A 26,144-nucleotide genomic window follows, 5' to 3' on the forward strand; every position below is an offset into this window, starting at 1 on the left:
CGATCGGCGCTGTCGCAACCCTTACCGGATCCCGATCCGCTCCCTCACTTCGGTCATGGTTTTTTTGGCCACGCTGCGCGCTTCTTTGGCTCCCGCCTCCAAGATCTCCCAGACCTTTTTGGGTTTGGTCACCAGCTTTTTGCGCCGTTCCCGGAAGTCGGCGAAATGTTCGGCGATGCGCGTCGCGACCAGGCGTTTCAGTTCCGCGTATTTGATCGGCTGGGCGGCCAGGATGCGGTCGGCTTCCTCGGCGGAACCGAAGGTCCGGAGCAAGGTGAGCAGGTTCCAGACGCCGGCCACGCCGCGGAGCGCCGGGTCGTCCTCGTGCGCTTCGGCGTGCAGCGTCATCTTGTGTTCGAGTTCCTCTTCGGAGAGCGAGAGGATGCCGGTGGATTCGGTCACCGCGGATTTGATCTTGTCGTAGATGACGTCCGGTTCGTCGGTGAGCGCGATGAGCGAGCGGTCGCCGAGGCTCTTCGACATCTTCTTGAGCGGGTTGGTGAGGCTCCGCAGTTTCGGCGTTTCGGTGTAGAGCGGCTTGGCCTCGGGGAAGACGTTGCCGAATTTGTTGTTGAAGAAATGGGCGATGTCGCGGGTCAGTTCGACATGCTGGGTCTGGTCGCGGCCGACCGGCACGAACCCGCCTTTGTAGATGAGGATGTCCGCGCTCATCAGCACCGGATAATCGAACAGTCCCATGTTGATGTTCTCCTGCTGGCGGCCGGACTTGTCCTTGAATTGGGTCATGCGCTCCAGGAACGAGACCGGCGTCACGGTGTTGAATATCCAGCCGAGCTCGGTGTGTTCCGGCACGTCGGATTGCACGAATAGGGTGCATTTTTCCGGGTCGAGTCCCAGGGCCAGCAGGTCGGCGGCCAGGTCGAAGACCTGCTGCCGTTTGGCGGCGGGATTATAGTCCTCGGTGATGGAGTGGTAATCGGCGATGAAGAAGAAGCAGCGGTAGGCCGGGTCGTCCTGCAGCTTGAGCCAGTTGCGGTAGGAGCCGGCGTAATTGCCGATGTGCGATCGGCCGCTCGGCTGGACGCCGGAGACGACGATCTTGGGTTGTTTTTTGGGTTCAGCGGTCTTGGTCATATGATATCCAGTATAGATTATGAGACGGTAAAAGTGTAGGAGAGTGCAGGAGTGGGGGAGTGAGGGAGAGACGGAGTCAGGAAGTGGTGGAGAGACGGAGTGGCGGAGTCAGAGAATTACGAAAAAGCGGGGATTGATGTCCCCGCTTTTTACTTCTTGATGACTCCGTCTCTTCGTCTCTCCCTGACTTCTACACTTCGATGATGACCGGCAAAACCATCGGCCGGCGCTTGATGGCGTTGAAGAGGAATTGGCCGATGTCGTTGCGGATCTTGTTCTTGAGGTGTTCCTCGAAGGCCGGCGATTTCTTGTCGGTGTCGGTGAGGATCTTCTTGACGCGGCTGCGGGCCTTCTCGATCATCTCCTTGTTTTCGCGCATGTAGACGAAGCCGCGCGAGAGGATGTCGGGCGAACCGACGAGTGCGCCGGTCTTCTTATCGATGGTGGCGATGATGACGAAGATGCCGTCCTCGGCGAGCATGACGCGGTCGCGCAGCACCACCTGGGAGACGTCGCCGACGCCGAGGCCGTCGACCATGACGTAGTCGGTCATGACACGCTCCTCGGTCAGGCGTCCGCCGCGGGCGTCGAATTCCATGACCTGGCCGTTCTCGGCGACCATGATGCGGTCGCGCGTGATGCCGACCTCTTCGCCGACGCGGGCGTGTGCTTCGAGCATGAAGCGGTTGCCGTGGATCGGAACGAGATATTGCGGTTTGACCAGCCGCAGCATGAGCTTAAGATCTTCCTGTTTGGCGTGGCCGCCGGCGTGGACGTCGAGATTCTGGTAGTGGTAGACGGTCGCGCCGTGTTTGACGAGCGTATCCTTGAGCGTCTGGACGGTCCGCTCGTTGCCCGGCACGACCGAGGACGAGAAGACGAAGCCGTCGCCTGGTTTCACATAGAGGTAGCGGTGTTCGTTGTTGGCCATGCGCATGAGCACGGCGTTCTTTTCGCCCTGGGCGCCGGTGCAGAGGATGACGATCTTTTCGTCAGGGAGCTTGCCCGCCGCGCCCTCCTCGATGATGGTGCCGGGCTTGATCTGCATGTAGCCGAGCTGGTGGGCGATCTCGATGTTGTTGTTCATGCTCCGCCCCTCGATCAGCAGCTTGCGGCCGTATTTTTCGGCGAGCGTGATGATCTGCTGGGCGCGCGTCAGGAGCGACGAGAAAGTGCCGATGATGATGCGGCCTTTGGCGCTCTGGAAGATGCGTTCGAGCTCGACTGAAACCTGGCGCTCGGAGATCTGGTGGCCGGGGCTGTCGGCGTTCGTGGAATCGGACATGATGGCAAGCACGCCCTTCGCGCCGAAGGAAGCGATGTGCGCCAGATCAGCCGGCTCATCGTTCACCGGGGTGAAATCGAATTTGAAATCGCCGGTGTAGAGGATGGTGCCGTACGGCGTGTGGATCGCCGCGCCGAAAGCGTCGGAGATGTTGTGATTGACATGGAACGGCTCGAAGACGAAGTGCCGGCCGAGCGCGATCTTCATATTGTCCTTCACGAGCTGGATCTTGAGCGACTTGGCGTTGCCGAATTCTTCCTGGCGCTTGCGGATGATGCCGGCCGTGAGCGGAGCGGTGTAGATGACCGGATTGCCGAGGCGGCTGATCGTGAGCGGGATGCCGCCGATGTGGTCCATGTGTCCGTGGGTCACGATGACGCCGCGGATATTCTGTTCGCGCCCCTTGAGCGAAGAGATGTTGGGGATGATGTAGTCGATGCCTGGCATGCCCTCTTCGGGGAACATCATGCCGATATCAATGATGATGATGTCGGCGCCGCATTCGAGCACAGTGCAGTTGCGGCCGATCTCTTCGAGACCGCCCAAAGCGTAGACCTTGAGCTTGGGAGCCAGGATCTTGGGTTGCGGCTGTCCGGGTTTGCCGTTCATGACGGGCCGGAACTGGGCCTGGACCGGATTGAGCGGCAGCGGTGGAGCCGGAAGTTTGATCTGCGGCCGACGGATGGAACCCTGCGCGAGCGGGGACGGTCCGTGGCGATGCCCCGGGCGCTGATGTTGCGGCCGGCGCGGCCTGTTATCTGTTACCATAATTAAAATGTGTTCGCCGCGGAGAGCCGCAGCCGGAGCGAGAGCACTCCTGATCTATAAGAGTCCCGTTTGCACGGGTGAATATTGGGTTAATGTGTTCCTCAACCATCTCTAACGGATACGACCGTTACCGCAGAGGAAAGTGGGAGATGCGGAGGGGATAGTTCGCTATCCGCTTTGCGCCGCTCATTTTCTTCTGTCCTTATCAGGCAACTGCCTCTATCATTATTATACCATAATGACAGATCCGGTTGTTTGCTGTCGTCCGATACCATCCCACCTAGCTCGAGCCGCGCTCGAGCGATGTGGGATGGTGCTGCGGGAGGGAGTCCCGCTCGCTTCGACTCGCGGTCCGGGGCGCTGCGCACTGGCGCTTCGCCGGCTCGCGCCTCTCGCGCCCTTCGACTCCTTATTTATACCAGATGACTGTCGCCGCCCTGTGGGCGGCACCAATCATCTGGTGCTGCGGGAGGGAGTCGAACCCTCATGACCTTGCGATCGCTAGCTCCTGAAGCTAGTGCGTCTGCCATTTCGCCACCGCAGCGTATATTTTTATTGCGGGAGGGAGTCGGCCTCCCTCGTAAAAGATCTGAAATTACTCGGTCGGCCCGGGGCGCCCCTTGGCGCCCGTGCGCCGCTGCGTTGACTTGCGGCGCACCCCTCATGACCTTGCGATCGCTAGCTCCTGAAGCTAGTGCGTCTGCCATTTGTTTCGCTCGCGTAGAAATTGTAATCGCTCGCGAAACCCCGGGCACGTCTTCGCGCCCGTGCGGCGCTCGCCGGTTCGCGCCGCACCCACCGCAGCGAGAACTTTTGTCCGTATAATATGCCTGATTTTGGCTGATTTGTCAAGTTGGTGGGGGAGGCGGAGAGACGGAGTTGGGGAGAGACGGAGTCAGGGAGAATATAATAGTTCTGACTCCGTATCTCCGTCACTCCATGACTCTATGACCTCGTATCTTCCTCACTTCCAAACTCTCCTCGTATTGATATACCAATTGATGACGTTCGAGAAGCGGTCGGCCGGGATGAAGATCGTGCCGTTATCGATGCCCTTGATCTTGCTGCTCACGGCGTAGGTATAGGTGGGGCTGTAGAGGAAGATCGCCGGCACCTCTTCGGCCAGGATGTCCTGGAATTCCTTATAATAGGTCGCGCGTTCCTCTTCCTTGGTGGTCAGGCGCGATTTTTCCAGCAGCTCGTCGGCGCGGCGGTTGCTGAAGACCGCCAGGTTCAAGCCTGGCGCGGCGTTCTGCGATGAATGCCAGAACGGGTACGGGTCCGGATCCGGCCCGATGATCTCGCCGTAAAGCAGAGCTTCGTATTCGCGCGTCTTGATCTTGTCGCGGGCGATCTTGGAGGCGGGAGTGATCTCGAGTTCGGCTTTGACACCGACGCTTGCCCAGTTCTGCTGGATGATCTGGGCGACGGCGATGCTGTCCTTGGAGTCGACGGTCGTGAGCGTGATGGCGAGTTCGGTCTTGGTCACCGCCTTGGTTTTCGCGTCCTTGGATTCTTTCTGCCGCAGGCCGCCTTCGCCGATCTTCCAGCCCTCCTGGTCGAGCAGCGCCGCGGCTTTGGTCGCGTCGAGCGAGTAGCGTTTGACTTCGGGATGGAAGCCGACGAAGCCGGGCGGGATGGGTCCGTAGATGGGAGCCCCGGAATCGCCCAGGACCTCCTTCACGATCCGGTCGCGGTCGATGGCGAGCGCCAGCGCCTGGCGGACGGCTTTCGAACCGAGCTGCGCATTCTTGGCCTGGTTGAAGAAGACCGCCGTGTATTGCGGCAGGCGCAGATCGTAGATCCGGACCGGGCGGAATTTTTTGACCTCGGCAAGCGCGTCGTGCGGCAGGAAACTGATGCCGTCAACGTGTTTGCCAGTCAGGGCTTCGACCGCGGAAGCGAAGTCCGGATAGTACTTGAAGATCAGCGTGTCGAGCAGCGCCTTTTCGCCGTAGTAGTCGTCGTTGCGCGACAGCGTGTAGGAGCGGATGGCACCTTTCTTGTCTTTGATGAAAATATTGAACTTGAACGGACCGGTGCCGACCGGTTTGATGTTCAGGTCCGCGCGCGAGGCATTGGCCGGCTTGATCTCCTGCCACAGGTGGTCGGGCAGGATGCCGAGCGTCAGGATCCCCAGGAACGGCGCGAACGGTTCGGACAGTTTGAAGACGACGGTCTGGTCGTCCGGAGCCTCGACGGCGACGTTCTTGAACTGGCCCTGGTAGGGGCTGTCCCAGCCCGGGTCTTTGACGTGCTCGTAAGTGGCGACGATGTCGCGGGCGGAGAAGTCGGCTCCGTCATGCCAGCGGATGCCGGCGCGCAATTTGAAAGTGTAGGTCTTGCCGTCCTCGGAGATGGCGTAGCTTTCGGCTAGATCCGGCACGAGCTCGCCCTTGGTGTTCGTCCGCATGAGCCCCGAGAAGATCAGCTTGATCAGGTCGCCGTCGGCGTCATTGGTGCCGGCCAGGATCGGATTCACGAAACGCGGTCCGCCGACAGCGGCTTCGGTATATTCGCCGCCCTGGGCCGGGGCGCGCGTCACGTGGTCGGAGTAGTATTTGGTTCCGGCAGCGACGAGCGCGATCACGATGGCCGCTCCGAAGATCTTGAGCAAGCGGCGTTCGACTGGATCAAGATAGCGCCCGAGGTGCTTGAGCTGTCCGAGCGACGGGATGCGCCGGTCCGACAGTCCTAAAACCAGCCGCTTGTCGAGGCTGGAGTCTTTGATGGCTTGGCGCCGCTGCTCGCGACGTCTCAGTGATTCCCAGGCGGAACGGACGGCGCTGAATACGGACATCACAGGTGTGGTTAGTTGGCGGCCGGCAGCGATCAGGCGGCCGGCAGGATGACGGCGGCGATAGAGAGCGCGAAGAAGACGACGGTAAAGACGATAGTGCTGCGGAAAAGGGTCTTTTCCAGGCCGCGTTTGGTCCGGTAGATGTTGCCCTCGCCACCGAAAGTGGCTCCCAGGCCGGTGCCGCGCGATTGGAGCAGGATCGTGGCGATGAGCAGGACTGAAACGGCGATCTGGGCGATGATGAGATATTTCTGCATAATTTTGGCTAAGGCCGCCTTAAGGCTGGCACGGTGTCGATATTCTCACATGGCGACCGGGCTTTGTCAACGCGAAGCTGGCGCGGGACCGCCAGAGTCGTCTTTTGTGTCGGCCCCAGTATTAGGTTATAATATTAAGGTATGTACGAATCAGAATCAGCTGGAAAAAAGCGGAAGGGCCGCAGCGTCGGGGCAGTGATCGGTTGGACCGTTTTGTCGCTGATTTTCGTGTTTCTGGCGTATATCGGCTATCGCACCTGGTATTACTACGACAAGATCAGGCATGGCGAGCTCATCGACCTGTCGCAATTCGCCGGCGAGATGACCACGTCCGACTCAGTTTCGCCGTTTGCCGCCGTTTACGCCGATCGTTCGGTCGTGGAGGATCAGAATGCTCCGGCTTTCGGGGTGGCTGGGGAGGCGGCCAGGCTGACCGTCGTCGAGTTCGGTGATTATCACTGTCCGTTTTCGCAGCAGGTCGCGAGCGTGGTCCGGGAGATGATGACCATCTACGGCGACCGCGTCCGTTTCATCCATCGCGATTTTCCCACCAAGACGGATCTCGCCGATCCGCTGGCCGCGGCCGTCGCGGCGCGCTGCGCCAACGAGCAGGGGAAATTCTGGCAGTATTACGACCGGCTTTACGTGAATCCGGAACGTCTGGAGGTCGCCGATCTGACCGCTTATGCCACGCAGGTGAATCTGGATCAGACGCGCTTCGAACAGTGTCTGTTGGAACGACGCCACGAGGCGGCTGTAGCCTCGGATATGCGCGAAGGCCGCGCCCTCGGCATCCGCGGCACGCCGACCTTCTTTTTCAACGGGATCAAGGTTGAGGGGGCTCTGAACAGGCAAGCTTTCCAGATGATCATCGATAAGCTGCTGCAATAATAGAGCGCGTATGGGTTTTTTCTTCGGCCAAGGTATCAAGTTGCGTCCCCGCCAGGCGATCCTGGGATTGGCGTCCGGCGTTCAGCTGGGCGTCATGGCGGTCATTTTCCTGCTGCCGCTGCTCCTGCCGGTCGCCGCTCTCGGCCAGGGCGCCGCTCCCGATCCGGGGATTTTGGATCAGGCCATGAAAGAGAGCCGCTGCTTCCAGCTCATCGAGTGCAACAAGGACATGCTCGACCAGACGCTGTGCACGAACAGCCCGCAGAATTGCTGTCTCGGCGATCGCTGCTTCGAACGCAACACCGCGTGCGGCTCGGGTTCGGGCAAGACCGCATCCGGATTCTGCTTCGCCAAATCTCCGCCCTTCCAGCTCGCAGTGAGTTTCGGCGGCACCAACACCGTGGTCGACCTGAGCGACTACATCGTCAGGGTCTATAAGTTCGCCATCGGCATCGCCGCCATCCTCGCCGCCGTGATGATGATGGTCGGCGGTTTCCTGTATCTGACCGCGGCCGATTCCGGACGCGTCTCCCGCGGCAAGGAATACATCGTCGATGCTTTGACCGGTCTGGTCGTGGCTTTCAGCGCTTTCCTGCTCCTGAACACCGTCAATCCTGATACGGTTTCGCTGGCGCTGCCGAAGATCCCGGTCGTCAAAAAGCAGGCGTACGTCGGCTGCACTCTGACTGATTATTGCGCCGGCTGCGGCTTGGAATACGGCATTACCCAAGCGTTCATTGATGATCTGAGCGCTGGCCTGACCGGCCAGGGGGCTTTCAAAGGGGAAGGGTCCAATAAGGTCTTTTGTTCGCCGGACTACATCCTGACGAATATCTCGAGCGGCAGCGGTTACGTGGCCAAGTGCGTCGGCAAAGTTTGCGACCCTAGCTTGTATCGGTCGGGCAGCGCGCCGCCGGCGACCTGCAACATGAATCTGCACAGCTGCCAGAAACCCGCGGCGCCGACCGATGTACCGGCTTGCGGCACTGAAGTCGCTCAGGCCATCAAATTGGCTTCGTTGCCGGCCGGTTCGCCGCCGCCAGCCCCGGATCAGCAGTATCCGGCCTGGTTCTGCCGCTCATGCAATCCTCTCGGTTCGGCTTGTTCGCCGACAGGCCAGAATCCCCGGTGTTGCGGCGGTTATTGCGGCCAGGGCGGCTGCACCACCGGCCAACCCGGCGACGCGTGCAACGACAACAAGGATTGCGCCTCGAATATCTGCCAGACCAACTGGGGGAATTCCTGTTCCGAGGGATTGGTCGGCGCGCCCTGCACCAACGATAAGGAGTGTCGCGCGGGTTTCAAATGCAACACCGCGAATAAGAATGTCTGTACTCCGGGCAATAAATTTTCCAAGTGCTCCAGCGATAGCGAGTGTAATACGGGATTCTGTAACACCGGGCTTGGTATTTGTGTGAACAGTCCGAGCGAGGCGCTTGTTCGGCCCAGTTCGACATGTTCGAACGCCGAATGTTCGCGTCTGACTGGCGGGGTATTGAACTATTGCAGCAGTCAAATATCCAGGTGCACCGACGGCTCCGATGGATCGCCTTGCGGTCGCGAGTCTGATTGCGCCTCGGGTCGGTGCGTGGCTTTAGCCGGCATCAGGATCTGCACTTCCGGCGAGTCTGGTTCGGCCTGTGATAATGACTCGGATTGTATCAGCGGCCATTGTTTCACCGAGGGTGATTTCAACGTGTGTACGACCGGCGGTCCTGGCAGCCGCTGTAATAATGCCGAAGGATGCAACCAGGACAGCAGACTGCGGATGGATTGCCTTGGAAATCGCTGCGTTTTCCGGACCGGCACCTGATCGCGCTCCGGTTGCGGGCGCACCCCCGACATCTTTAATGAACGACTCGGCTCCGCGGCGCAAACCGCGGAGTTTTGAGCTTAAAAATGCCGGTTTGCCGCGCTCCGGAGATATTCTGGAACGCCGGTCTGAGCGCCACCCTTGCCAAGACCCGGACCAAGCGATATACTGGGAACTAACTTTTGTCTTTCCGGCCGCCGGACCGCAAGAAGGACCGGCTGACGGCTAACCGCGACCGCCATGAGCCAGCAGGGTTCGAGTATCATCATCAAGGGCGCCCGCGTCCACAATCTCAAGAATATTGACGTGGAGATCCCGAAGAATAAATTCGTGGTCATCACGGGACTTTCAGGTTCGGGAAAATCGTCGTTGGCTTTCGACACCATCTATGCCGAGGGGCAGCGGCGGTACGTCGAGAGTCTGTCGTCGTACGCGCGGCAATTTTTGGAACTGCAGGACAAGCCGGACGCGGACGAGATCCGTGGCTTGTCGCCGACCATCGCCATCGAGCAGCGCACCATTTCCGCGAATCCGCGCTCGACCGTCGGCACCGTGACTGAGGTCTACGATTACCTGCGGTTGCTGTTCGCGCGCGCCGGCCGGCCGAATTGCCCGAAGTGCAAAAAGCCCGTGACGCACGAGAGCCCGCACGAGATCGCCAAACGCGTTCGCTTGCTCATCGACGAGACGCCGCTCGCGATCCTGGCTCCGGTCGTCCGCGACGAGAAGGGTCTGCACAAGCATCTTTTGGATTGGGCCGCCAAGAACGGCTTCAAGGAGGTCCGCTACGACGGTGTCTTCGCGCCGATCGACGAGATGCGCACCATCCGCCGCGACCGCGAAAAACGCTCCACCATCGAGATCGTCATCGCTCGCTACGAGCAGCACGACGAATCGCCGCACCTCGAGGAGCAGATAGCCAAGGCCTTCGATCTGGCCGACGGCTTCCTGCGCATCTGGCGCACTGATTCCGGCGAGGACATCGGTTTCAGCCAGCGGCTGACCTGTCCGACCTGCGGCCTCAACCTGCCCGAACTCGAGCCACGGCTCTTTTCTTTCAATAGTCCGCACGGCGCCTGCGCCGACTGCACCGGCCTCGGCACCAAGCTGAAGGTCGAGCCGGATCTCGTGATCCCGAATCCGCGCCTGACGCTCGCTCAGGGCGCCATCAAACCGTGGACCCGCATCGCCGGCAACCAGAACTGGTACATGAAACTGCTGGCCGCGGTCGCCGAGACGCACGGGTTCTCGCTCGACCTGCCGGCCGACAAACTCGAACAGCGCGCGCTCGACCTCGTGATGTACGGGACGGGGGAGGAGACGTATCTGGTCGACGGCCAGAAAGCCGCTTTCGAGGGCGTCATCCCGAACCTGGAGAAGCGCTACAAGGAGACTGACTCGGATTACGTGCGCCACGAGATCGAGTCCTACATGAACGTGGTCATCTGTCCGACCTGCGTCGGCAAGCGTTTGCGCCCCGAAGCCCTGGCCGTGACTTTCGGCGGCCGGACCATCGCCGAGGTCGTCGGCCTGCCGATCGACGAGGCCGCGGTTTTCTTCGAGGGCCTGGCGAATGCCGCCAAAGCCATCATCGGTAAGCCGGAAAAACGCGTCAAGGAAGCCAAAAAAGAGAGTGTCCTGAACGACCGTGAGGCCAGGATCTCCGCTCAGGCTTTGCGCGAAGCGGTCGTCCGCCTCAAGAATCTCGTTGATGTCGGCCTCGGCTACCTCACTCTCGACCGCTCGGCCGTGTCGCTCTCCGGCGGCGAGCTGCAGCGCGTGCGTCTGGCCACTCAGCTCGGCACCGGCCTCTCCGGCGTCATTTATATTTTGGACGAGCCATCGATCGGCCTGCATTCGCGCGACAACGACCGGCTCATCACCGCGCTCAAGAAACTCCGCGATCTCGGCAACACGGTCATCGTCGTCGAACATGACGCCGCGACCATGGAGGCGGCCGACTACCTGATCGACATGGGTCCGGGTGCCGGCGTGTTCGGCGGCGAGATCATCGCCGAGGGCACTCCGGCCGAGGTCCGGCGCAACAAGGATTCGCTGACCGGGCGCTACCTCACCGGCAAGGATGAGATCCCGATCCCTAAGAAATACCGCCGCGGCTCCGGCAAGGCGCTCTTCATCAAAGGCGCGACGGAATTCAACCTGAAGAACGTTGACGCGCGCATCCCGCTCGGCCAGCTCGTCTGTGTCACGGGTGTTTCCGGCTCCGGCAAATCCACGCTCATCGTCGACATCCTGAGCCGCTCCCTGATGCGCAAACTTTATCGCGCCAAGGAACCGCCGGGCGCGCACAAGGACATCAAGGGCTTGAACGAACTCGACAAGGTCATCAGCATCGACCAGTCGCCGATCGGCCGCACGCCGCGCTCGAATCCGGCCACCTACACCGGCGTTTTCACGGTCATCCGCGATCTCTTCACCGAGATGCCGGAAGCGAAGATGAAGGGTTATGACGCCGGCAAGTTCAGCTTCAACGTCAAAGGCGGCGGCCGCTGCGAAGCCTGCGGCGGCGAAGGCATGGTGCGGATCGAGATGCAGTTCCTGCCCGACGTCTACATCGATTGCGCCGAGTGCCACGGCCAGCGCTACAATGCCGAGGCGCTGGAGGTCCATTATAAGGATAAGACCATCGCCGACGTGCTCGCCATGTCGGTCGAACAGGCGGCCAAGTTCTTCGCCGACCAGCCGCTCATCAGCGAGAAGCTGTCCGTGCTGCAGGAGGTCGGCCTCGGTTATCTCAAACTCGGCCAGTCGGCCACGACGCTTTCGGGCGGCGAGGCCCAGCGCGTGAAACTCGCGACCGAACTCTCGCGCCGCGCCACCGGCCGCACGCTCTACATCCTGGACGAGCCGACCACCGGCCTGCATTTCGATGACATCAAGCGCCTGCTCGGCGTCCTGAATCAGCTCGTGGACAAGGGTAATTCGGTGCTCATCATCGAACACAATCTCGACGTCATCAAATCCGCGGATTGGGTCCTGGACCTCGGTCCAGAGGGCGGTATCGGTGGCGGCCGGATCGTGGCCGAAGGCACGCCGAAGGACATCGCCAAGGTCAAAGGCTCCTGGACCGGCCAATATCTGAAGAAGGTGCTTTAAACGCCGGGAACCTGATTATTCTTATGCCAAACTCGCCAATCGATCGGCCTCCGGGTAGCGGCGCGACGGGTGAATTCGAACACATTGACCGCCTGGTCGGAGCTTCCGATCGGGAGATCGAGGTTGAAGCGCAATGTTTGGCGGCGAGCGGGAGCGAGGCGCCGGAAGTGAAAATAGGCGACCGGCGGCTTGAATTCCGCGAGACCGAAAAGACCGAACGCGACCGGCAGATCATCGGACTGGCCTCGGCCGCGGTCGATGCGCTCATGCGCGAATACGGCCGCGAGCGTACCGTCGAGATCCCGGACGAAAATCTGCATTTGGTCGAAGCTCAAGCCGATATCTCCGGTTTTTACGACCCGCGCCGGCGGCAGTTGGCGGTCGCCAGGAAACCTGGGCACGACGCCAAACTGGCCGCGGATCTGTTTCATGAACTGGTACACGCCAAATCTTATAACGCGCTTCGGGTCAAGGACGTTGACGACCGCGAGGTCGAGTACTATCGGACCGGTTTGTTGACCGTGAGCCGCGAGGGGCGCACGCATTTCCGCGATCTGAACGAGGCTGTGGTCCAGACCCTGACCCTGGATTTTTTCGATCAGGTCGTCGAGAAGAACGAATTGTTTCGTGATGAAATGTTCATGCCCGGTCGTAGCGGCGGGGCCCGGGGGCACGAGGAAGGGATTTATTGGGCCGAGCGATACCATTTTCAGGCCCTGACCCGGGCCTTATGGGAGCGTGATCGTGAGCAGGCGGCCGCGGGCGGCGAGCCGCGTTTCGGCAACGAGGAAGAGGTCAAACAGATGTTCTTCCGGGCTTCAGTGACCGGCAATCTGCTCGAGGTCGGCCGGGTGGTCGAGGCGGCCTGGGGCCCCGGCAGTTTGCGCAAATTAGGACTTTCTTTGGAGGAATTCTGCCGGGAGAATATCTATACCAAGCGCGGCCCCGGCCTGATCGACAGCCTGATCCAGCGGCTTAAGAAACCGGTCAAGGAGGTCGGCCGCAAGTGTTCTGAGCTTATCAGCGATAATGCCGACCTGGCCAAGAGCTTATTCGATAAGTTGCGGCCGCCGCAGGATTGACAAAATCTTCAGTTTGTGCTATAAATAATGGTTCTAATGACCATTTTTTATTGTAATTATGCGTAATTTCAAGCAGATCTACGCCCTTATTTCGACCGCTGGCCTGCTTCTCGGCTCGCTGCTCCTGCCGCTTCAGGCGCAGGCTGCTGAAGCCGTGCCTGTTTCGGGCGGTGTCGGCCCCTGGGTCGTCACCAATCTCGCGGCTGATAACGGCGACTGGAGCGTCGAATTTTTCAAGATCGACCGCAACCTGATCGCCTGGACCGAACTCAACCAGCGCGAGAGTCTGCGCCGGCTTTACGCTTTCGACGGCGTGAAGACGAAGCTTCTGGCTTCGCTCACGGTCGCCGAGTGGGAGAATCCGACTGACGCGGGTTTCTATGATCCCCAGTCCGGCAATTTCGACGTGGCCGACGGCCTGGTCGTCTGGGTCCAGAACGACGGCATGGATCGCGAGATCATGAGCTACAACGGCTATCAGATCGCCGCGGTCTCGAACAACACTTACGACGACAAACACCCGATCACGTCCCGCAGCCGCGTGGCCTGGACGAGCGTTCCCGGCGCTTCCTACAACCTGATGGTCAAGGACGCCGCCGGCACCCGCCGGGTCGACAGCTACCAGGTGATGAACTACGCCTTCTCGGGCCAGAACCTGTTCTGGCTCAACAAGCGCGGCAACGAGAACTGGTTCCGCGTCTTCCGCGATGACGGCAAGACCGTCCTGCCGGTCGGCGAAGGCGATGATCGTCCGCTTTGGAAATATTTCTTCACTGACGGCAAAGGCACCGCCGCCTGGGAGTACTCGACCAAGAACTGGAGCTACGACAAACGCGTCGTCTATCTCTCGTATCTGGGCACGGCCGCCCGTCGCATCATCCAGCGCGACGTGCCGCCGAACGTCACCCGCATCGAGGACGTCGACGGCGACAAGGTGCTCCTGAATTCGCACGACCTCCTGACCTCGCTCCTGGCCGACACCATGCTCATCGAATCGAACGGCTTCCAGGACAAGTACCTGTTGCGCAAGGTCTCTTTCATCAAGGCGCGCTTCCTCGACGGCGGCATCGTTCATCATCTCGTGCCAGAGACCGCGAGCGCCATGGTCTTCATGAAGAACGGCGCGGGCGAAGATTACGTCAGTTTCGATCATGTGATTCTGGATAGGTTCGAGGCCGACGGCAATGTCGCGGCCGGCGCCCTGCTCAAGGGCGGCGTCGTGACCTACGTGAACGGCGAACGTGTCGATATTCCGACTAGCTCGCAGGTGCGCGAGATCAGCGTCCGGAACGGCGACATCGGCTTCATTGAGGGCCAGTCTGGCCAGAGCATCCTGAAATTCGCTTCGCAGTCAGTGCTGGTCAAGGCCGCGTCCGGAGCCAAGCAGCTCTCTGGCCACCTGGTCCGGATCTCGGGTTCGGCCAACGTCTATCTGGCCGCCTCGGACGGCAAGCGTTATCTCTTCCCGTCGCAGGGCCAGTTCTTCGGCTGGTACGCGGATTTCGCCTCGGTGCGGGTCGTGTCGTCCCAGTCGCTCTCCGGGATCCAGATCGGCGGCAAGGCGCTCTATCGGCCGGGTTACCGGCTGGTGCGCGCCGTCAATTCGCCGCGGGTCTACGCGGTCGGCGACAACGGCGTGCTGCATTGGGTGCAGAGCGAGGACGTCCTGATCGCGCTGTTCGGCCGGGAGTGGTATCACCAGATGGATCTCATGTCCGACGTCGACCTGGCTGATTACATCCAGGGTTCGGCGATCAGCGACCTCAGCAAATATTATCTGGCTCTCAATTGACCGACAGACCGTGAAAAACAAAACGCCCGTCATCATCGCGATGGCGGGCGTTTGATTTTCAGTGCGGCCTTACTTCACCTCTTTCAAAGCTCTCTTGGACGTGCGGGTGTAGTAGAGTTTGGCTTTGCGGACGCGGAGGCTTTTCACTTCCTCGAATTTGGCGATGACCGGCGAGCGCAGCGGGAAGATCCTTTCCACGCCGACGCCGCTCGCGATCTTGCGGACGGTGATGGTCGCGCTCTGGGCGTCCTTGCCTTTCTTGGCGATGACCGTGCCTTCAAAGACCTGGATGCGCTCGCGCTCCTCGCCTTTGGTGTTCAATTCTTTGACCTTCAGATGTACGCGGACGACGGCGCCGGGTTTGATCTTGGAAGGATCCTTGATCTCCTGGCCTTTGACGGCCGAAACTTCCGGAGTGGCTTCCGGCTGGGCGTCGTTAGTGACTTTCAGATCGTTCTTTTCGTCGGCCATATAGGTCCAATTTACGTGTCTATAATGCAGAAACAACCTAGATTCGAGGTTGTCAGTAGAGCGACGATATCATAGACGGGTTGATTATTCAAGTCAATGGGGTGCCAGGGTAATGGTGGTCTGGCGACGGGGCGCATCTTTGCTTCGCTCAGCTCCACTGGGCACGTAAAAACACCAGCTCGTCTGGTGTTTTTACGTGGTCGGCCCGGATGGATTCGAACCATCGACCAACGCCTTATAAGAGCGCTGCTCTACCGCTGAGCTACGGGCCGAGATGAGTTGTGATCGAAGCGAGACTGTGCTGGTCTGACCGCCAAACGATCAGCCGAGCCTTGTCCCCCGCAGCTTCACCCTTCTTCGCTAAAGCTACGAAGGGTCTGAGGACTGCCCAGTTTTTTGTCGACGTGCCGAAACAGTTTTTGGGCAGGCCCATCGCAGCTTCAGCGAAGGTGGGGCGGATGGGGAAGCTACGGGCCGGTAGGCCGCCAAAATATATCAATCAAGCGGCCTGTTGGCAACGGAGCGCAACGCCAGTATACTGACCCCATGAATATTTCCCATACGGTCCAACCCGAAGAGAACGGCTCCCGCTTCGATGTCCTGCTGGCGAAGCTTTTTACCGAACGCTCGCGCTCGCAGCTGCAGAAACTCATCAAGCAGGGCGTCATCAGATTGAACGGCAAAAAGGTCACGCCGCATTTCGCCGTCGAGACCGGCGACGTGATCGAGAGCTCCGTTGATCTGGAGAGCGTCATCGAACGCCCGACCAGTCTCAAGCCGCGTCCGGATATCGCCATCAACGTCATCCACGACGAGGAATCTTTCGCGGTCGTCGAAAAACCGGCCGGCCTGCTCATGCACCCGACCGTGCGCGCCGAGACCGAGACTTTGGCTGCGGCCGTCCTCGCCCGCTGGCCGGAGATCGCCGCGGTCGGCGAATCTTTCGAGCGCCCCGGCATCATGCAGCGCCTCGACAAGGAGGCATCGGGCCTCGTCGTCATCGCCAAGACTCCCGCAGCCTACGACTCGCTGAAGAAACAATTCCAGGAACACACGATCGAAAAAGAATATTCCGTGCTGGCCCACGGCCATACGCCCAAGGATTCGGGAACGATCGATCTGGCCATTGGCCGCGCGGCGAGTGGCGACAAGATGGCGGCGCGGTCCGAACCCATGGAAGGCGACCGGCCGGCCGTGACCCATTACCGCGTCGAGCAATATTATACGAATTCGGCGCTGCTCGCGGTCCGGACCGAGACCGGGCGCACGCATCAGATCCGCGCCCATCTCAAGGCGCTGGGTAATCCGATCGTCGGCGACACGTTGTATCACCCCAAGCTGGGGATGGGCTTCAAGACCGCTTCACCGCGCCTGTTCCTGCACGCCCGCCTGCTCGCATTCACGAATCCGGCCACGGGCGTTCGCGTCGAATTCCACTCGCCTTTGCCGGCGGACCTACAGGAAGTGCTTCAACCACTCAAGAAATCCAAATAGCAGCGTAAATCTAGCTGAAAATACGGAAAAACAGCCGCGTTCCAGCGGTTGTTTTTTGATCTCTAATACGGCGAAATACGATGTGGGCGTTCTTATTGACATTAGCCGGCAAACGGGCTAAGTTTCTCTGTCGTACCTTCAAAATGAAAGGGGTTAGGACATGGCCAGATTTTGCCGTTGGCTCGACCGTTTGAGCCAGACCAAAAGGTTCCTGATCTTTCTGTCCGTCGTGTCGGTTTTCATCCTGATCGCCAATGACGGGATTTCTGTTTCCCGGTCCCGCATCAGCATTGATCTGGAGGTTGTCGGTCTGAGCGCGATGCTGTTCGTACTCGCGGCCGTGATCCACCATCTCTATTTCCACAAACCGCCACCCAGTTTGCGCGTGATCAAAGGAGGCAAGCATGAGAAACGAACGTAAGTTCGAGATCGGACTCATTGATTGGAACGGAACGTTGCAGAATGATCTAGGCCACATCTACGAATGCGGCGTGCAGCGGATCTTCCGCCATTTCAAACTGCCATGTCCCAGTCTCGATGATTACCGCAACGAGGTGACCGCGGATTTCATGACCAGTTTCTACTGGCCGCGCGGCATCCCGGCCGAGATCTCGGCCGCCGATCTCAACGCCATCATGAGCGAGGGATTCAAGGCCAAGGGCGTGCCGGCCGGCGTCTTCGCCGACGCGCTTGGGACGATGCGCAAGCTCCGGCGTCGCGGCTATCCACTGGTCCTTGTGAGCGGTTATGACAGCCGCAAGCTGGCCGAAGCGGTCGCTCGCCACGGCTTTACGGACCTGTTTGAGGAAGTGATCGGCGATGCGCGCGACAAGCCGGCGGTTTTTGCCGATCTTCTCAGGAAACGCGGTTTGTCCGGCAGCGCCGCCGCCGTCGTCGGCGATACGATCGAGGATGCCGCCGCCGCCGCTGCGATTGGCGCCGTGCCGTTCATCTGTCCGCGCGGTTTTCATGCCATCGAGCGGATCCTGCCGCTTCTCATCGTCGTACCGAATCTGGTCATCGTTGATGATCTGCGCCATCTCCTGCCGTTCTTTCCGTGATCGTCTTCAAGCGGCCTTTCGAGGCCGCTTTTTTGTTTGTAAAATATCTCAATTTTCGCTACAATAATCATGTATATGAGTCATCATAAAAATCATGTTAGGGCGGTCGTTGCGGCGATCGTCTTTTTGGCGTCCGGTTTTTTCGGTTGGTCGGTATCTGCGGCTGAAGTTTCGACCCATGCTCGTCTTGAGACCAGTTCTTGGCGGTTCGCTAACAGCACCGAACCGGTTCGTTCGACCGGTTATTTGGAGGGTCTGGACGGAGCGCCAGCTTCGGCTGTTTTGTATGACCTTGGACAGGACGGCGTCGCTGAAATCTTGGTTGGCAGCGGCTTTGGCCAGGCGCCGGTGGTCAGTCTGTATCAAGCCGATGGCACGCTCATCTCCAGGTTCGCCGTCTATGATCCGGGCATGAAACAAGGAGTCAATGTCGCCGCCGGCGACGTCGACGGCGACGGCCGCGCGGAGATCGTCACTGGCACTGGGCCGGGAGCCGCGGCTCATGTTTTGGTTTTCGATGGTTACGGAAAAATGAAAGCTCCGGCTGGCGGATTTTTTCCGTTCGGCCGTGAGTCGCGCGGCGGCGTCGCGGTTGCCGTCAGCGACGTTAACGGCGATGGAGTTAACGAGATCATTGCCGCGTCCGGTCCGGGTGAAAGTCCGCGGGTCGCGGTTTGGAAGCGCCCGTTCTTTGCCGCCGCCGCGGAGTTCGCTCCTTTTGCCGAGACCATGGTCGCGGGCGTGAACGTCGCCGCCGGCGACGTTGATGGCGACGGCGTCGCTGAGATTCTGGCGGTTCCCGCGGGCAAGAGCGATCCGGTCGCGCGGATCATCAAGGTTGGCGAGCCCGCGTCAGCGCCTGGAGGCTTCTCCGTCAGCGCCGACATGTCGAATGGTCTGACCGTGGCCGCGGCGGATATTGATGACGACGGACGCGCGGAGATCATCGTTGCTCCGAACAGCAGTGGTTCGGCGCGGGTCGCGATCTTTGATCATGATGGCCGGTTGCAGAAAGAATTATCGGCCAGCGATTCCGGTTCCATTGACGGCCTGATCATTGCTGCCGGACACATGGGTTCCGGCCAGACCGTACTGGCGATTTCGGCTGGCAGGACGGCATCCGGGCGGATATTCGAGTCGAAGTATATCGTCGTAAGCGTCGCTGAACAGCGTTTGCACGCCTACGAATATGGCCGTGAGGTCCGTTCTTTCCTGGTTTCGACCGGCACGAAAAAATACGCCACACCTACGGGCGATTTTTCCGTATTAGCCAAGATTCCCACAGTGCTTTATCGCTGGTCCTATGGTCCGAACGACCCGAACAATTACGATCTCGGACGCGTGCCTTGGAATCTGCGCATCATGCCGCATATTTATATTCATTACGCGCCATGGCATAATAATTTCGGCCGTCGCATGAGCCATGGCTGCGTCAACGTCAATAAGGCCAACGCCGAATGGATCTATGATTGGGCCGAGGTCGGCGTGCCGGTCAGCATCAATGAATAATATGCGCGAAGGAGAAGGACAACTGGATCCGGAGCAGAGAAATCCGGAGATTGGAAAAATTCCAGAACAAGATCGGGCTCGGGCAGGGGTCGGAAAGATTCCTGAGTTTTGGGGGAAAGACGGCGAGGCTCCGGCCGAGATCGGCCGCGAGTTGATCGCGACAAATGAAGCCGTGGCGGAAATCTTTTGGGGCCGAGCGGCGGATTTTGCCGAGTCCGCGGCGGCACAGGGACTGAGCCGGGAACTCGGACCGTTCTTGAAAAAGTTTTCTGAATTGAACGATCGGACGTTTGCTTCCGGACGCTTGCGCGCGGCGCGGATACGCGTGGCGGAAAAATTGCCGCCAGCGTCTTAAAGTATGTCCAGTCCGTTTGAGATCAAAAATTTCATCGAGTCCGTCGAACGATCTTTTTTATCGGCTGCTGACAAACAGATGCTCGCGTCCGAAGCTCGGCACGGCGTTGACCAGGCACTGTGGAGCCGTTTCAATGATCTACTCGTTGCCTGGCTGGTGGAGAATCAGGCCAAACAGGATCGAACCAGTGTGCGGCTGGACGTGGAGATCGACCGTTACACCAGAGAATACGAACATGAGAAGACCAAAATCGACCAGGAATATCGGCCGGCGCTAGAGGATGCGATCCGGCGCGGAGAATCGGCTGACAGCGGCACCTGGGCCGAATATCGTGAGAAGATCAGGCTCCTCCAGACCCAGCTGATCGCTGAAGTAAAAGCGACTTCTGCGACCGTGCTGCGCGAAGTGGTGCTGGCGACCGTCGGGTAGGGGGAGTATAAACTGCGAGAATCAAAAACACCCCAGGGCAAGCCTGGGGTATTTTTGATGGTGGGCGGCAGAGGAGTCGAACCTCTGACCTTCACAATGTCAATGTGACGCTCTAACGCCCAGTCCGGTCGTCTTGCGACCGGACACAAGAAATGCGCGGCGGCGGCCGCCACATCTGGCGTCAAGCCCGCCCTGGTCCCCGCGTTCGCGCGGGGCGGGCTTAACCAACTGAGTAAAACAAAAAAGCCAGGTTTGACCTGACTTTCTTGTGGTGGGCGGCAGAGGAGTCGAACCTCTGACCTTCACAATGTCAATGTGACGCTCTAACCAACTGAGCTAGCCGCCCTCTAATGACTTTGGGGTGTTCCTATAATAAGACCTCGCGGAAAATAAATCAAGATTCTGGGCTTGGTCAGGCGACTGATGGTCCGATTGCCTGGGCTTGTTGGGTCGCAGGCTGTCCCGCCGGAACCGTAATCGCATCAGCCGGCAGGCTCTTCCCCAGCGATTTATAGATCGATCCCAGGACGGCTTTTTCAGCGTCGATCAGGTTCGCGGCCGGGAAACACAACCGGGCCAGGCGGCGCGTGCCTTCGGGTTTGAGACTCGAAACCAGGCCGAGAGCATTCGAATATTTTTCTGAAGAGACCAGGGCGCAGATGCCGGCCGGGCGCGACTTGTCAGCCGGCGCGTCCTGTTCGTAGAGCACGCCGAAGATCTCGGCTTCGGGCGAGTTCATCATCAGTTCTTCGATGACGTCCGGCAGGAATTCCTCGCCTGCTCCGGCGTGGACGAAATCCGGACGCACGAGCAGGGTCCAGGCGAATCTGGCCGCGCCGTCGTATTTGAGACGAGCGAGCGCTCGACCCCAGAGCTTCAGTGTCGCGAGCGATCGTGTGCGGTAGAGGTTCTGGACGATCTCGTCGCGGCGCGCGCCGGCGGCGACGAGTTCCGCGGCGATCTCGAGCGTGCGCGGCGTGACGGTCGGCGTCTTGAAACTGCGCGTCTTCGAAATCATCCCGGCGAGGAGGCAGGTGGCGGTGTCCGGGTCGAGGAAATGTTCGCCGGCGCTCTTGAGGAGCGAGTAGATGACCTCCGAGGTCGAAGTCGCCGCAATATCCACGGCGTTCAGGTTGCCGTAGTGTTCGTTGGCCGGATCGTGGTCAATGTTGACGGTCGGCCGATGGTAGAAGAAATCAGTATTCAGGTCGAACAGCGCGCCGAGCGAGTGATAGTCCGGCGTGTCGACCGCGATGATCAGGTCGTATTTGAAATCCGAGGTCGCGGTCGTGAGATCGGCCGCGGCGAACTGGCCGGCTTTCGGATTGATATAGATCCGCAGCTTGTCATCCTTGAGATCGTAAGACAGTTCTTCGATCTTGGTCTTGGAGACGTCCAGGTTGATGATGAATTTCTGCAGGCGTTCGAAAGACGGTTTGACCTCGTTTGCGCCGGGCAAAAATTTGGCCGACTTCGCCGGCGTGAAATCGTCGGCGACGATCTCGGCGCGTTTGCCTTTGCTCGCGAGATAACGCTGGATGGCCAACGCCGAAGCCAGCGCATCAACGCTCCAATCACGGCGGAAGGTGATGAGAGCGTGCTCGGCGCGCTTCAGGGTCTCGACGAATTGTTTTTCCATTGCCAGGGCCATGTGCGGCTGTGCTTATTCAAGTAATGGCCTACCTTATCCGGGGCGCGAAATGGTGTCAAGCCACGTCGCTTGCGAGCGACGTGGTGGAGTGCTGGAGACCAACTAGCTCCCTGACTCCGTCTCTCCATGACTCCAGCACTTCACAAAAAAACACCCCCAAGCGGGAGGGTGTTCAGCCGAAGAATAGGAGTGCTAGATGCGGGATCAGTTGCAACTGGATCCGTTCGATCAGGAATCCGAAGATGAACCACAACGGCACATAGAACGGATTGATGTAACGGAAGATCCGCAGGCTGGATCTGAAGTATTCCCAGGGACATTGGCCGGTCAGGTTCTCGATGAACAGGCCCCAGCTGAGCTCCCAGGCATAGATGACGATCACATAGATCGATCCGCGGATCGGCCAGGCCAGATCGAAAAATCCCGGCGTGAATTCGTTGATGATCCAGAAGCCCACGACTGTTGAGAGACCATAGACCGGCAGGCCCCAGATCGAGGTCTTGCTGGGCAGATTCCAGTCGATTTTTTGTCGCCGGCAGGCGGCCAGGACCTGGAAGCCGATGCTTGTGAAAGCCGCTTCAATAGCCAGGGCGATCGTCGTGTAGACCAAGAGGCTCAGAAAGAAATACCTCATCGTCTTACCCCCTATTTTGAAGATGATGTTGGCCGGTGAAAAGAACCCCAGCTGAATTTAGCGCAGGGGCGGGGGAGAGTCAACTCGGGGAGTTTGGGAGAGACGGAGTCGGGGAGTGCTGGAGTTCTGAAGTGCGGGAGACAGAAGGTGCTGGATTCCCGCTTTCGCGGGAATGACAATTAAAGAGAGTGCGGGAGTTAAGTCCGCTTCTTCGCTCCTTCACTTCCCCGCTCCCATACTCCTGCGCCTGTGCCCGTTGATTTTCCGCTCAACAAGCCTTATCATGGCTGGGTCCAATAATCTGATGATCTATGGCTAAAAAAGCGGGAATCAAGGATAAAAAGAGCGGCCAGTCCGCCGACCGCGAGACGGTGGAATTAGATAAGGCCTACGAGGCTGCCGCGGTCGAGGACCGTATCTATGCCGCCTGGGAGGCGAGCGGTTTTTTCAACCCCGACAATCTGCCCGGCAAGCGGACCAAGCCGTTCACGATCATGATGCCGCCGCCGAACGCCACCGGCACGCTCCACGTCGGTCACGCCATGTTCCTGACGCTCGAGGATCTGATGACGCGCTTCCATCGCCTGCGCGGCGAAGCGGCGTTGTGGCTTCCTGGCACCGACCACGCCGCCATCGCCACCAACACCAAGGTGGAGAAGATCCTGGCCAAGGAAGGCAAGACCAAATACGACCTCGGCCGTGATGGCTTCCTGAAACGCGTCGGCGAATTCGTCGAGGGTTCGCGCGGCACCATCCGCCGACAGATCCGCAAGATGGGTTCGTCCTGCGACTGGTCGCGCGAGGCTTTCACTCTGGACGAGCCGCGCTCCCGCGCCGTGGTCGCGCTGTTCAAGAAAATGTACGACGACGGTCTGATCTATCGCGGTTTCCGCATCGTCAACTGGTGCCCGCGTTGCGAATCCACGCTCGCGGACGACGAGGTCGAATATAAGGAAGAGCCAGCCAAGCTGTATTACATGAAATACGGGCCGTTCGTCGTGGCGACCACGCGGCCGGAGACCAAGCTTGGCGACACCGGCGTCGCGGTCCACCCCGATGATGAGCGCTATCAGAAATGGATCGGCCAGATGATCACCGTGGACTTCGGCATCGGGCCGCAGGAGATCCGCGTCATTGCCGACGCTTCCGTTGACCGTAATTTCGGCACGGGCATGGTCGGACTCACTCCGGCGCATTCCGCCGTGGACTTCGAGATGGCCGAAAAGAATTTGCTGCCGGTGAAGAAGATCATCGGCGAGGACGGCCGGATGACTGCCTTGGCCGGCAAATACGCCGGGCTGCCGGTCGCGGAAGCGCGCGCCAAGTTCGTCGCCGACCTCGAAGCCAAGGGCCTCATCGAGAAGATCGAGGAGATCAAGCACAGCATCTCCGTCTGCTACCGCTGCGGCACGGTCGTGGAGCCACTGACCTCGCGCCAGTGGTTCGTCGACGTCGACGTGCCGATCCCGGGCCGCGGCCGGAATCTGAAACAACTGGCGCTCGACGCGGTGCGTCGGGACGGCATCAAGATCTATCCCGAGCGTTTTGAGAAGGTCTACTTCCACTGGATGGAGAATCTGCGCGACTGGTGCATCTCGCGCCAGATCTGGTACGGGCATCGTATTCCGGTCTGGTACTGCCGCTCCTGCTACGCCGGAGGCGAGGATTCGGGCCGCGCCGGCGTCGGCGGCAAGGAGTCTGGTGCGCGCGCCGGCATCGTGGTTTCCGCCGAGCATCCCGGCAACTGCCCGGCCTGCGGTCGCGGCGACCTCGACCAGGACAAGGACACCCTCGACACCTGGTTCTCGTCCGGGACCTGGACATTTTCGACGCTGGGTTGGCCTGAAAAAACGAAAGATCTCAAGAAGTTCCATCCGACCCAGGTGCTTGAGACCGGCTATGACATCCTGTTCTTCTGGATCGCCCGCATGATCCTCATGACCACTTATGCGCTGAAGCAGATCCCGTTCGAGAAGGTCTATCTGCACGGTCTCGTGCGCGACGAGCAGGGGCGGAAGATGTCCAAGTCGCTCGAGAACATCATCGATCCGCTCGACGTCTCGGCCAAATACGGCACGGACGCGGTGCGTCTGTCGCTCGTCATCGGCGGTTCGGCCGGCAACGATCTGAAACTGTCCGAGGAGAAGATCGCCTACTTCCGCAACTTCACCAACAAGCTCTGGAACATCTCGCGGTTCATACAGATGAGTTGCGGAGTGACGAAGTTGGGGAGAGACGGAGTCAAGAGGCCGACTCCGAAGACGCTCGCCGATCGCTGGATCCTCGGCCGCTTCGACGAGGTCGTCCGGTCCGTGACCAAAGATATCGAAGAGCTGAATTTCTCGCGCGCCGGCGAGACGCTGCGCGATTTCACCTGGACCGAACTCGCCGACTGGTATCTGGAGATCGCCAAGCTGGAGAAAGGCAAAGAGCATCTGCTGGCGTTCCTGCTCCGGGAGGCGCTGAAGCTCTGGCATCCGTTCATGCCGTTCGTGACCGAGGAGATCTACGGCCGGCTGTTCGGCCAGGGCGGTAAGGACCTGCTCATGGTCGCCGTTTGGCCCAAGGTCGCGGCCAAACGCGCCGTGCCGGCGGTCAAGGAATTCGCTCTGGTCCAGGAAGCCGTCGTCGCGATCCGCAATCTACGCTCGACTTATAAGGTGGAGCCGGGCAAGGTAATCGAGGCGGTCATTTTTGCTGGAGCCAAGCTGGCGCTCTTCAAGAAACAGGCTCATCTCATCACTGGACTCGCCAAGGTCGGTGATCTGAAGATCGCCGCCAAGGGCAAGCAGCCCGAGAAAGCGGCTGGCGCCGTGGTCGGCAAGGTCCAGATCTTCGTGCCGCTCGGGAGCCTCATCGATCTGGGCGCGGAAAAGAAACGTTTGGAGGCCGAGATCGTCGAGGCAGAGAGATATCTGGCCGCGCTCGCGGCTAAGCTCGGCAACGAGAATTTCGTCGCTCGCGCGCCGGCTCCGGTTGTCGCCGCGGAAAAGGAAAAGCTGGCCGTTCAGAAAGAGAAGGTCGGCAAGCTGAAGGAACAGCTTGCTCAGCTGGGTTGAAAATATATCAGCGAAATAAAATAACGGCGTCGCAGAGTGCGGCGCCGTTTTCAGTTGGCCTCGTTGCCGTCCGTATTTTTTGTCTCATCATCTTTCAACTGTCCGGTTCCGGCACTGTCGGTCAGGAAGATGTAGACGATCGCCATGAGCAGATTGAACCAGATGCAGTGGACGGAGAAGACCTCGGTGTCTTCCGGACGGAAGAGCCGCGAGAAGATCGCTTCGACGGCCACGATGGCGTGCAGGATGGCGAGAAAATGGAATTGCTGGTTGAAGCCCAGGAGCACGGCCGAGCAGAAGATCAGCAAGAGGAGCATCGAGCCCACGAACCATATCTGGTGCGCGAGCGACGTGAACGTGACGAGCGCGATAAGTTCTGCCATGAGCTGCCTCCGCAGTCGTTGCAATGGTTGAAAGGAACGGACAGGCGACATTAGCGTTTAACCGCCGGAATGTCAATTGCCTGCGATTGAGTTAAAGACTGGAGTGCTGAAGTGCTGGAGTGCTGGAGTGCTGGAGTGCTGAAGTGCTGAAGTGCTGGAGTGCTGGAGTGCTGGAGTGCTGAAGTGCTGGAGTGCTGA

General features: G+C 59.7%; 20 protein-coding genes and 3 tRNA genes. 12 read left to right on the plus strand and 11 right to left on the minus strand.

What is annotated here, in order from left to right; translation table 11 throughout:
* Nucleotides 1-21 precede the first annotated feature (21 nt).
* From trpS to secG, 5 genes are all read right to left on the minus strand, one after another.
* Nucleotides 22-1,095, minus strand: a complete 1,074-nt coding sequence (gene trpS, locus WCT10_03690; GenBank protein MFA6603914.1) for a tryptophan--tRNA ligase — start codon at nucleotides 1,093-1,095, stop codon at nucleotides 22-24.
* Nucleotides 1,096-1,285: 190 nt separating this feature from the next.
* On the minus strand, nucleotides 1,286-3,148 hold the full coding sequence (locus WCT10_03695; protein MFA6603915.1) for a ribonuclease J: 1,863 nt from the start codon (nucleotides 3,146-3,148) through the stop codon (nucleotides 1,286-1,288).
* A 458-nt stretch (nucleotides 3,149-3,606) separates the two neighbouring features.
* Nucleotides 3,607-3,692: transfer RNA gene (locus tag WCT10_03700), tRNA-Leu, on the minus strand.
* A 420-nt stretch (nucleotides 3,693-4,112) separates the two neighbouring features.
* Nucleotides 4,113-5,948: a peptide ABC transporter substrate-binding protein gene (locus tag WCT10_03705; protein ID MFA6603916.1), complete on the minus strand. Its 1,836-nt coding sequence runs from the start codon at nucleotides 5,946-5,948 to the stop codon at nucleotides 4,113-4,115.
* A 32-nt stretch (nucleotides 5,949-5,980) separates the two neighbouring features.
* Nucleotides 5,981-6,205, minus strand: coding sequence for a preprotein translocase subunit SecG (secG, locus tag WCT10_03710; protein ID MFA6603917.1), 225 nt, complete (start codon nucleotides 6,203-6,205; stop codon nucleotides 5,981-5,983).
* 141 nt (nucleotides 6,206-6,346) lie between these two features.
* Here secG and WCT10_03715 point away from each other — a divergent pair, with 141 nt between their 5' ends.
* From WCT10_03715 to WCT10_03735, 5 genes are all read left to right on the plus strand, one after another.
* Entirely contained in the window at nucleotides 6,347-7,096 is a 750-nt protein-coding gene (locus WCT10_03715; protein MFA6603918.1) for a thioredoxin domain-containing protein, read from the plus strand.
* Between the two features lie 10 nt (nucleotides 7,097-7,106).
* Complete coding sequence (locus WCT10_03720; GenBank protein MFA6603919.1) at nucleotides 7,107-8,909, plus strand: pilin; 1,803 nt, start codon at nucleotides 7,107-7,109, stop codon at nucleotides 8,907-8,909.
* Between the two features lie 240 nt (nucleotides 8,910-9,149).
* The gene (uvrA, locus tag WCT10_03725) at nucleotides 9,150-12,026 is read left to right on the plus strand and encodes an excinuclease ABC subunit UvrA (protein ID MFA6603920.1); all 2,877 of its coding nucleotides are present in this window, start codon (nucleotides 9,150-9,152) and stop codon (nucleotides 12,024-12,026) included.
* 23 nt (nucleotides 12,027-12,049) lie between these two features.
* Nucleotides 12,050-13,108 carry a hypothetical protein gene (locus tag WCT10_03730; GenBank protein MFA6603921.1) on the plus strand — a complete coding sequence of 353 codons (1,059 nt, stop codon included), beginning with the start codon at nucleotides 12,050-12,052 and terminating at the stop codon, nucleotides 13,106-13,108.
* Between the two features lie 58 nt (nucleotides 13,109-13,166).
* Nucleotides 13,167-14,900, plus strand: a complete 1,734-nt coding sequence (locus tag WCT10_03735; protein ID MFA6603922.1) for a hypothetical protein — start codon at nucleotides 13,167-13,169, stop codon at nucleotides 14,898-14,900.
* A 69-nt stretch (nucleotides 14,901-14,969) separates the two neighbouring features.
* Here WCT10_03735 and WCT10_03740 read toward each other — a convergent pair whose 3' ends face one another.
* On the minus strand, nucleotides 14,970-15,371 hold the full coding sequence (locus WCT10_03740) for a 50S ribosomal protein L19 (GenBank protein ID MFA6603923.1): 402 nt from the start codon (nucleotides 15,369-15,371) through the stop codon (nucleotides 14,970-14,972).
* Nucleotides 15,372-15,568: 197 nt separating this feature from the next.
* Nucleotides 15,569-15,643, minus strand: a tRNA-Ile gene (locus WCT10_03745).
* 274 nt (nucleotides 15,644-15,917) lie between these two features.
* On the opposite strand from WCT10_03745, the gene WCT10_03750 reads away from it, so the two are divergent.
* From WCT10_03750 to WCT10_03775, 6 genes are all read left to right on the plus strand, one after another.
* Nucleotides 15,918-16,865, plus strand: a complete 948-nt coding sequence (locus tag WCT10_03750) for an RluA family pseudouridine synthase (protein ID MFA6603924.1) — start codon at nucleotides 15,918-15,920, stop codon at nucleotides 16,863-16,865.
* 160 nt (nucleotides 16,866-17,025) lie between these two features.
* Nucleotides 17,026-17,286, plus strand: coding sequence for a hypothetical protein (locus tag WCT10_03755; protein MFA6603925.1), 261 nt, complete (start codon nucleotides 17,026-17,028; stop codon nucleotides 17,284-17,286).
* Complete coding sequence (locus WCT10_03760) at nucleotides 17,270-17,926, plus strand: HAD family hydrolase (GenBank protein ID MFA6603926.1); 657 nt, start codon at nucleotides 17,270-17,272, stop codon at nucleotides 17,924-17,926. Before WCT10_03755 ends, WCT10_03760 begins: the two co-directional genes overlap by 17 nt.
* 75 nt (nucleotides 17,927-18,001) lie before the next feature.
* The gene (locus WCT10_03765) at nucleotides 18,002-19,435 is read left to right on the plus strand and encodes a L,D-transpeptidase family protein (GenBank protein ID MFA6603927.1); all 1,434 of its coding nucleotides are present in this window, start codon (nucleotides 18,002-18,004) and stop codon (nucleotides 19,433-19,435) included.
* 1 nt (nucleotide 19,436) lies between these two features.
* Nucleotides 19,437-19,790: a hypothetical protein gene (locus WCT10_03770; protein ID MFA6603928.1), complete on the plus strand. Its 354-nt coding sequence runs from the start codon at nucleotides 19,437-19,439 to the stop codon at nucleotides 19,788-19,790.
* A gap of 3 nt (nucleotides 19,791-19,793) precedes the next feature.
* Entirely contained in the window at nucleotides 19,794-20,219 is a 426-nt protein-coding gene (locus WCT10_03775; GenBank protein ID MFA6603929.1) for a hypothetical protein, read from the plus strand.
* Between the two features lie 269 nt (nucleotides 20,220-20,488).
* Here WCT10_03775 and WCT10_03780 read toward each other — a convergent pair.
* From WCT10_03780 to WCT10_03790, 3 genes are all read right to left on the minus strand, one after another.
* Nucleotides 20,489-20,565: transfer RNA gene (locus WCT10_03780), tRNA-Val, on the minus strand.
* Between the two features lie 66 nt (nucleotides 20,566-20,631).
* Nucleotides 20,632-21,858, minus strand: a complete 1,227-nt coding sequence (locus WCT10_03785) for a DHH family phosphoesterase (protein ID MFA6603930.1) — start codon at nucleotides 21,856-21,858, stop codon at nucleotides 20,632-20,634.
* Between the two features lie 184 nt (nucleotides 21,859-22,042).
* Entirely contained in the window at nucleotides 22,043-22,504 is a 462-nt protein-coding gene (locus WCT10_03790; protein MFA6603931.1) for a hypothetical protein, read from the minus strand.
* Nucleotides 22,505-22,815: 311 nt separating this feature from the next.
* Between WCT10_03790 and WCT10_03795 the strand changes: the two genes are divergently transcribed.
* Nucleotides 22,816-25,563, plus strand: coding sequence for a valine--tRNA ligase (locus WCT10_03795; protein ID MFA6603932.1), 2,748 nt, complete (start codon nucleotides 22,816-22,818; stop codon nucleotides 25,561-25,563).
* A 50-nt stretch (nucleotides 25,564-25,613) separates the two neighbouring features.
* Here the strand turns inward: WCT10_03795 and WCT10_03800 are convergent, their stop codons facing one another.
* On the minus strand, nucleotides 25,614-25,946 hold the full coding sequence (locus WCT10_03800) for a hypothetical protein (GenBank protein MFA6603933.1): 333 nt from the start codon (nucleotides 25,944-25,946) through the stop codon (nucleotides 25,614-25,616).
* Nucleotides 25,947-26,144 lie beyond the last annotated feature (198 nt).

It is taken from the genome of Patescibacteria group bacterium, from assembly GCA_041667185.1.
Lineage (GTDB): Bacteria > Patescibacteriota > Patescibacteriia > SG8-24 > SG8-24 > JBAYFM01.

What these genes read in the sequence shown, in the direction of transcription:
- trpS (MFA6603914.1), bottom strand. Translation starts at nt 1,095, where the DNA reads ATGACCAAGACCGCTGAACCCAAAAAACAACCCAAGATCGTCGTCTCC.
- WCT10_03695 (MFA6603915.1), bottom strand. Translation starts at nt 3,148, where the DNA reads ATGGTAACAGATAACAGGCCGCGCCGGCCGCAACATCAGCGCCCGGGG.
- WCT10_03705 (MFA6603916.1), bottom strand. Translation starts at nt 5,948, where the DNA reads ATGTCCGTATTCAGCGCCGTCCGTTCCGCCTGGGAATCACTGAGACGT.
- secG (MFA6603917.1), bottom strand. Translation starts at nt 6,205, where the DNA reads ATGCAGAAATATCTCATCATCGCCCAGATCGCCGTTTCAGTCCTGCTC.
- WCT10_03715 (MFA6603918.1), top strand. Translation starts at nt 6,347, where the DNA reads ATGTACGAATCAGAATCAGCTGGAAAAAAGCGGAAGGGCCGCAGCGTC.
- WCT10_03720 (MFA6603919.1), top strand. Translation starts at nt 7,107, where the DNA reads ATGGGTTTTTTCTTCGGCCAAGGTATCAAGTTGCGTCCCCGCCAGGCG.
- uvrA (MFA6603920.1), top strand. Translation starts at nt 9,150, where the DNA reads ATGAGCCAGCAGGGTTCGAGTATCATCATCAAGGGCGCCCGCGTCCAC.
- WCT10_03730 (MFA6603921.1), top strand. Translation starts at nt 12,050, where the DNA reads ATGCCAAACTCGCCAATCGATCGGCCTCCGGGTAGCGGCGCGACGGGT.
- WCT10_03735 (MFA6603922.1), top strand. Translation starts at nt 13,167, where the DNA reads ATGCGTAATTTCAAGCAGATCTACGCCCTTATTTCGACCGCTGGCCTG.
- WCT10_03740 (MFA6603923.1), bottom strand. Translation starts at nt 15,371, where the DNA reads ATGGCCGACGAAAAGAACGATCTGAAAGTCACTAACGACGCCCAGCCG.
- WCT10_03750 (MFA6603924.1), top strand. Translation starts at nt 15,918, where the DNA reads ATGAATATTTCCCATACGGTCCAACCCGAAGAGAACGGCTCCCGCTTC.
- WCT10_03755 (MFA6603925.1), top strand. Translation starts at nt 17,026, where the DNA reads ATGGCCAGATTTTGCCGTTGGCTCGACCGTTTGAGCCAGACCAAAAGG.
- WCT10_03760 (MFA6603926.1), top strand. Translation starts at nt 17,270, where the DNA reads ATGAGAAACGAACGTAAGTTCGAGATCGGACTCATTGATTGGAACGGA.
- WCT10_03765 (MFA6603927.1), top strand. Translation starts at nt 18,002, where the DNA reads ATGAGTCATCATAAAAATCATGTTAGGGCGGTCGTTGCGGCGATCGTC.
- WCT10_03770 (MFA6603928.1), top strand. Translation starts at nt 19,437, where the DNA reads ATGCGCGAAGGAGAAGGACAACTGGATCCGGAGCAGAGAAATCCGGAG.
- WCT10_03775 (MFA6603929.1), top strand. Translation starts at nt 19,794, where the DNA reads ATGTCCAGTCCGTTTGAGATCAAAAATTTCATCGAGTCCGTCGAACGA.
- WCT10_03785 (MFA6603930.1), bottom strand. Translation starts at nt 21,858, where the DNA reads ATGGAAAAACAATTCGTCGAGACCCTGAAGCGCGCCGAGCACGCTCTC.
- WCT10_03790 (MFA6603931.1), bottom strand. Translation starts at nt 22,504, where the DNA reads ATGAGGTATTTCTTTCTGAGCCTCTTGGTCTACACGACGATCGCCCTG.
- WCT10_03795 (MFA6603932.1), top strand. Translation starts at nt 22,816, where the DNA reads ATGGCTAAAAAAGCGGGAATCAAGGATAAAAAGAGCGGCCAGTCCGCC.
- WCT10_03800 (MFA6603933.1), bottom strand. Translation starts at nt 25,946, where the DNA reads ATGGCAGAACTTATCGCGCTCGTCACGTTCACGTCGCTCGCGCACCAG.